Annotated in this window: 6 protein-coding genes and 1 pseudogene; 6 read left to right on the top strand and 1 reads right to left on the bottom strand. The window is 69.9% G+C overall.

What is annotated here, in order from left to right:
- Positions 1-487 (bottom strand): annotated as a pseudogene (locus I0Q12_RS32300) (histidinol dehydrogenase); the annotation flags it as partial.
- A 202-nt stretch (positions 488-689) separates the two neighbouring features.
- Here I0Q12_RS32300 and I0Q12_RS07500 point away from each other — a divergent pair.
- The 6 genes from I0Q12_RS07500 to I0Q12_RS07475 all read left to right on the top strand — a co-directional run.
- The gene (locus I0Q12_RS07500) at positions 690-1,085 is read left to right on the top strand and encodes a helix-turn-helix domain-containing protein (protein WP_197251331.1); all 396 of its coding nucleotides are present in this window, start codon (positions 690-692) and stop codon (positions 1,083-1,085) included.
- Positions 1,086-1,259: 174 nt separating this feature from the next.
- The gene (locus I0Q12_RS07495; RefSeq protein ID WP_197251330.1) at positions 1,260-2,948 is read left to right on the top strand and encodes an alpha/beta hydrolase; all 1,689 of its coding nucleotides are present in this window, start codon (positions 1,260-1,262) and stop codon (positions 2,946-2,948) included.
- Positions 2,949-3,034: 86 nt separating this feature from the next.
- On the top strand, positions 3,035-3,424 hold the full coding sequence (locus tag I0Q12_RS07490) for a hypothetical protein (RefSeq protein ID WP_197251329.1): 390 nt from the start codon (positions 3,035-3,037) through the stop codon (positions 3,422-3,424).
- A gap of 78 nt (positions 3,425-3,502) precedes the next feature.
- A complete protein-coding gene (locus tag I0Q12_RS07485) occupies positions 3,503-4,609 on the top strand; it encodes an alpha/beta fold hydrolase (RefSeq protein ID WP_197251328.1) in 1,107 nt (368 codons plus the stop codon).
- A gap of 5 nt (positions 4,610-4,614) precedes the next feature.
- Positions 4,615-5,817, top strand: coding sequence for a glycoside hydrolase family 1 protein (locus I0Q12_RS07480; RefSeq protein WP_197251346.1), 1,203 nt, complete (start codon positions 4,615-4,617; stop codon positions 5,815-5,817).
- Between the two features lie 25 nt (positions 5,818-5,842).
- Positions 5,843-6,263 (top strand): LysE family transporter (locus I0Q12_RS07475; protein WP_374068618.1); only part of this gene is annotated, 421 nt, incomplete at its 3' end.

The following is a 6,263-nucleotide window of genomic DNA, read 5'->3' as shown; positions in this document are numbered from 1 at the left end:
CGCCGAGCAGCGCGGCCGCGGCGAGGATGGTCGGGTGCGGCAGACCGTCGAAGTCCTTCTGCGGCGGCGAGGCGATGACGAGCGATTCGACGCCGGCGGCCTGGGCCGGGACGACGTTCATCACGACGGACGACGGGTAGACGGCGTTGCCGCCGGGCACGTACAGGCCGACGCGCTCGACCGGCACCCAGCGTTCGGTGACGGTGCCCCCGGGCACGACCTCGGTGACGGTGTCAGTGCGGCGCTGATCGGCGTGGACGAGGCGGGTGCGGGTGATGGCGACCTCGAGGGCCGCGCGCACGGCGGGGTCCAGTTCGGCGAGCGCCCGGTCGATCGCGGCCTGCGGTACGCGTACCTGCGCGGGGCGCACGCCGTCGAACTTCTCGCTGTAGTCGAGGGCGGCGACGGCTCCGCGGTCGCGGATGTCGTCGACAACGGGACGGACGTGATGCAGCACCGCGTCCACATCCACTCCGCCTCGGGGCAGGGCGCCCCTCAGCTCCGCAGTGGTGGGGGTACGACCGCGCAGGTCGGTGCGGGCAAGCATGAGGTGTCCTCTCTCGTAGAACAGGGATCTGTTCCATTATCCGCGATACACGCAAACGAGTTGTCGGCCGGTCGCCCGGCGGCGCGGCGTCCCTGCCCCGGCGGCACCGATTCCGGGCTGCGGCGGTCCTATGCTGGGCGGCATGGACGACGACGCATCGCACCCTGCCACCCTGGGTGAGCTGATTCGCCGCCAGCGCGAGCTCGCCGCACTGCCGATGCGGCAGCTGGCCGCGATGGTGGGAATCTCGAACCCGTATCTGTCGCAGATCGAGCGGAATCTGCGGGCGCCGAGCGATCGGGTGCTCAATGCCATCGCCGAGCAGCTGCACCTGTCGGCGGACACCCTGACGGCCCAGGTCGCCTCCCCCGCCGCGGCCAAGGAATCCGCAGTGCTGCAAGCGATCCGGGAGGATCCGGATCTGACCAACCCGCAGCGCCGGTCGCTGGAGGAGATGTACGAGGCGTTCCGGGAGGTGACCGTCGCCAAACGGAGACGGGGCATTCGGGACGAGTCGGACGAATCCCCGACAGCGTGACGTGATTCACATCTGAAACAAGTTCTACGAGTGCGTCACAGCACCTCGCAGGTCGGGCGAGTGCCCGTGCGCCGCGTCACTACCTGCAGTGACCATGTACCTCGAAGTAAGGTGCGCGCCTCTGCGGTCCGTGTCACCCTCGGGCATCCCCCAACCATGACCTGAGGTGAGCCCGTGCTCGACCATGTGCACAAGAAGTTGAAGTCCAGCCTCGATCCGATCGGCTGGGCACCCGCCGTCGCGTCCGTGGCCGGACGCGCCGTCCGCAATCCGCAGAAGGTCGCCTCGGCGACCACCGGATACACCACGCGCCTGGCCAAGATCCCCGCCGCCGCCACCCGCGTGTTCAACGAGGCCGACCCGCAGCCGCCGCTGCCCGTCGATCCCCGGGACGGGCGGTTCAGCAACGCCGCGTGGAAAGAGAACCCCGCCTACTTCTCGCTGCTGCAGAGCTACCTGGCCACCCGCGAGTACGCGCTCGAGCTCACCGAAGCCGGCGCCGGTGACCCGCTGCAGGACGGCAAGGCCCGTCAGTTCGCGAACCTGATGTTCGACGTCCTCGCACCGTCGAACTTCCTGTTCAACCCCGCGGTGCTGACCCGCGCGCTCGAGACCGGCGGCGCGAGCCTGCTGCGCGGCGCCCGGTACGCCCTCGACGACCTGACCAACCGGGGCGGCCGGCCGCTGAAGGTCGACGTCGACGCCTTCAAGGTCGGCGAGAATCTCGCGGCGACGCCCGGCAAGGTCGTCTACCGCAACGATCTGATCGAGCTGATCCAGTACGCGCCGCAGACCGAGCAGGTGCACGAGATCCCGATCCTGGCGGCGCCGCCGTGGATCAACAAGTACTACATCCTCGATCTCGCGCCCGAGCGCAGCCTGGTCGAGTGGGCCATCCGCCACAACCGCACCGTGTTCATGATCTCGTACCGCAATCCCGACGAGTCCATGCACGACGTGACCATGAGCGACTACTACGCCCAGGGCATCGCGTCGGCGCTGGACGTGGTCGAGGAGATCACGGGATCGTCCCGCATCGAGGTGCTCTCCATCTGCCTCGGTGGCGCGATGGCCGCGATGGCCGCCGCCCGGCTGGCGGCCGAGGGCGACCGCCGCATCTGCGCGCTGACCATGCTCAACACCCTGCTCGACTACCGCGACGTCGGCGAGCTCGGATTGCTGACCGATCCGGCCACCCTCGACAACGTCGAGTTCCGGATGCGCGCCCAGGGCTTCCTGTCCGGCCACGAGATGTCCGGCAGCTTCGACATGATCCGGGCCAAGGATCTGATCTTCTCGTACTGGGTATCGCGGTGGATGAAGGGTGAGAAGCCGACGGCCTTCGACATCCTCGCCTGGAACGAGGACAGCACCCGCATGCCCGCGGCCATGCACTCGCACTACCTGCGAACCCTCTACGGACGCAACGAACTCGCCGAAGGCGTGTACGAACTCGCCGGCAAGACACTGGATCTGGGCGACATCCGGTGCGACACGTACATCGTCGGTGCGATCAACGACCACATCGTGCCGTGGACGTCGTCGTACGAGTCGGTGCGGCTGCTCGGCGGCTCCGTCCGGTTCGTGCTGTCCAACGGCGGTCACATTGCGGGAGCGGTGAATCCGCCGGGGCCGAAGTGCTGGTTCGAGGCGGTCGGCGCACCCGACGCGGAAACCCCTGCCGCTCTGCCGAATTCGGCGCAGGACTGGAAGGAGCGAGCCACCCGGAGCACGACGTCGTGGTGGGAGGACTGGGCGGCATGGTCCGGTTCGCGGGCCGGCGCGCTGGTCGCACCGCCGTCGATGGGCAGCACTGCACATCCGGCGCTGTGCGACGCACCGGGCACCTACGTCTTCGGATGACGCTCGGGTAGCGCGTTAGCAATCACCGTGCTAACTTGCTAACAGCGTCGTTCGAGGCGCTTCCACCACCGACAGAAGGACTCGTTATGACCTCCCCCAAGACCACCAACGCCGCCAAGGTCGCCACCGACGCCGCCTCCAAGGCCGCCACCGACGCGACCGACGCCGCGCAGAAGGTCGCCGCCTCCGCCACCCAGGCCGCCACCCGCGCCACGGAGGAGCTGAGCAAGGCCGTCGACGACACCGCCGCCCGCGTGAACGACTTCAACGGCAAGATCGTCGACGCCGCCAAGCAGAGCGGCAACCTGGCCGTCGACACCTACGAGAAGACCGTCTTCAGCCTTCTCGACCTGCAGGAGAAGTTCGCCGAGGCCACCCCGATCGAGTGGGTCGCCGACCTCGCGAAGGCACAGGTCTCGTTCGCTCGCGAACTGACCGCCACCACCGCCACCACCGCCCGCGACCTCCTCAAGTGAGGCCCGTGCGCACCGTCCTCGCATCGAAGGACGGGAAACGCGCACCGGCTACCGAGCCGCAGGCTTAGGGTGCGCGGCATGGACGCCGTATCACCCGCCGCGATCGCCGGTTGGAGCGCCTATCTGCTCGGTCTGGCCCGGCGCGGTGCCGGTCCGCTCGACCTCGTCGACGACGCCACCGCGTTCGTGAACGTCCTCACCGACCGCGACCGGCCCGGCTGGGCCCACCCCTGGCCCGTGGCCCTGCAGTGGCCGCTCGCGCGGCTGCGGGACTGCACCGTCGCATCACCGTCGACGGCCGGGACCGTGCCCACCCTGCTCCTGCCACCGCAGGCCGGCACCGATTCGTGCATCGTCGACCACTCCACCGAACGCAGCCAGATCGCGGCGCTGCACGCCGGCGGACTGACGCGGCTGTACTGCCTGGACTGGCTGCCCGCGACGGCCGAGACCGACGGCGACTCGATCGACGAACATCTCGCCGTGGTCGCCGAGGCGGTGGCCCATCTCGGCGGACGGGTCAATCTCATCGGTGACAGCCAGGGCGGGTGGCTCGGCGCCGTGTACGCGGCGCTGCACCCCGACGAGGTGCACACGCTGACCGTCGCGGGGGCACCGATCGACTTCCACGCCGATCGTCCGGGACTCGGCCTGCTCGGCCACCTGCCCCGCAGGGCGGGCGCCGCTGCGGCGGCCCTGGTCTACGACACCGGGCACCTGCTCGGCGTCCATCTCACCGACCCCGTCGGCGAGGTGCAGCGGGCGATGGATCTGCTCGCCGGGCTCGACGATCCCGAGGTGATCGCGCGGATCACCGAGCAGCGCCGCTGGTTCGTGTGGCGCCAGCCGATCCCCGCCGCGTTCCGGGACTGGATCGTCGAGCACCTCGTGGTGGGCAACGAACTGGTCCGGGGAGAGCTGGTGATCGGCGGGCGGCGCGTCGACCTCGCCGAGATCGACTGTCCCCTGATCCTGCTCGCCGGAACCGGCGACCTGCTGGCCCCGCCCGCACAGGTGCACGCCCTGGCCGCGCTCGTGGGCACCGCACCCGAACGGATCTCCCTGCACACCGTCGAGGACGGGCACATCGGGCTGTTCGTCGGGCGCCGGGTCCTGGCCGAACAGTGGACCCCGATCGCGTCCGCCGTCGCAGCGCAGTCCGGATCGGCAGCGGGGTTCGGGTGAACCGGGTGCGGGCGGCGGTCGTCGCGGTGGCGCTGATCCTCACCGCGTCGATCCTGCCCACAACGGCCGCAGCGGCACCGACCGAGTTGGCACCGACCGAGTTTCTGTGGGGAGTCTCCTCGTCGGGCTTCCAATCCGAGGGCTCGTCGCCGGACAGCAACTGGTCGCGCTACTCGGCCTCGGGCCGCACCCGCGACCCGATCGGTGCCGCCGTCGACTTCCGCCACCGCTATCGCGAGGACATTGCCCGCGCCGCCGACCTCGGGGTGGACGTGTTCCGGTTCTCCGTCGAATGGGCCCGGGTCCAACCGCGGGCCGATCACTGGGACGAGACGGAGTTCGCGTACTACGACGACGTGGTCGCCGCGATCCGGGAGCACGGCATGACGCCGATGATCACCCTGGACCACTGGGTGTATCCCGGATGGATCGCCGACCGCGGCGGCTGGGCCGATCCCGGCACGGTCACGGCCTGGCTGGCCAACGCCGAACGGGTGGTCGCCCGGTACGCGAACGCCGGGGCGCTGTGGGTCACCGTCAACGAACCGACGATCTACGTGCGGCAGGAACTCACCCTCGGCGGGTTGTTCCCCACCGACGTCCCCCGCATGTTCGACGGGCTCGTCGCCGCGCACCGCGGTGCGTACGAGCTGATCCACCGGCACGATCCGGACGCGAAGGTCACCTCGAACGTCGCGTACATCCCCGGCGCCCAGTCCTACCTGGACACGTTGTTCCTCGACCGCGTCCGCGACCGCCTGGACTTCGTCGGGGTCGACTACTACTACGGGGTGGAGCCCGGCAATCTCACCGCGATCCACGCCGCGTTCGACGACTTCGCAGCGGTGCGCCCGCATCCGCAGGGGCTGCACGACGCGCTGATGGACTACACCCGGCGGTATCCGGGGCTGCCGCTGTACGTCGTCGAGAACGGCATGCCCACCGCCGACGGGGTGCCGCGTCCGGACGGCTGGACCCGCTCCCGCCACCTGCGCGAGCACGTCGCCGCGGTGGCCCGCGCGATCGACGACGGCGCACCGGTGTTCGGCTACAACTACTGGTCGCTCACCGACAACTACGAATGGGGTTCGTACACACCACGGTTCGGCCTCTACACCGTCGACGCCCGCACCGATCCGACGCTGGCCCGCCGTCCCACCGACGGCGTCGAGGCCTATCGCGCGATCATCGGCGGCGGCGCACCCTAGATCTGCGCTGCCCTAGAATCGTGCGATGACCTGGCAGATGTGGCTCGCCTTCCTCGGCGCGGCGTGGGTGATCAGCCTGTCCCCCGGCGCCGGGGCCGTCGCGTCGATGTCCTCGGGACTCGCGCACGGCCTGCGCCGCGGCTACTGGAACATCCTCGGTCTGCAACTCGGCCTGCTGCTGCAGATCGCGGTGGTCGCCGCGGGCGTCGGCGCCGTCCTGGCCCGGTCCGCGACCGCGTTCACCGTCATCAAGTGGTTCGGCGTCGCGTATCTCGTGTATCTCGGGATCCGGCAGTGGCGGGCCCGGCCCACCGAAACCGAGGCCGAGACGCCGACGCGGGGCGCGTCCGCGCCGGCGCTGGTGCTGCGGGGCTTCCTCGTCAACGCCTCGAATCCGAAGGCCGTCGTCTTCATGCTGGCGGTGCTGCCGCAGTTCCTGGAACCGG

The organism is Rhodococcus sp. CX, from assembly GCF_015865005.1.
GTDB lineage: Bacteria > Actinomycetota > Actinomycetes > Mycobacteriales > Mycobacteriaceae > Rhodococcus.
Note: the sequence above shows the minus strand (reverse complement) of the source record. Positions and strands in the feature narration are given on the sequence as shown.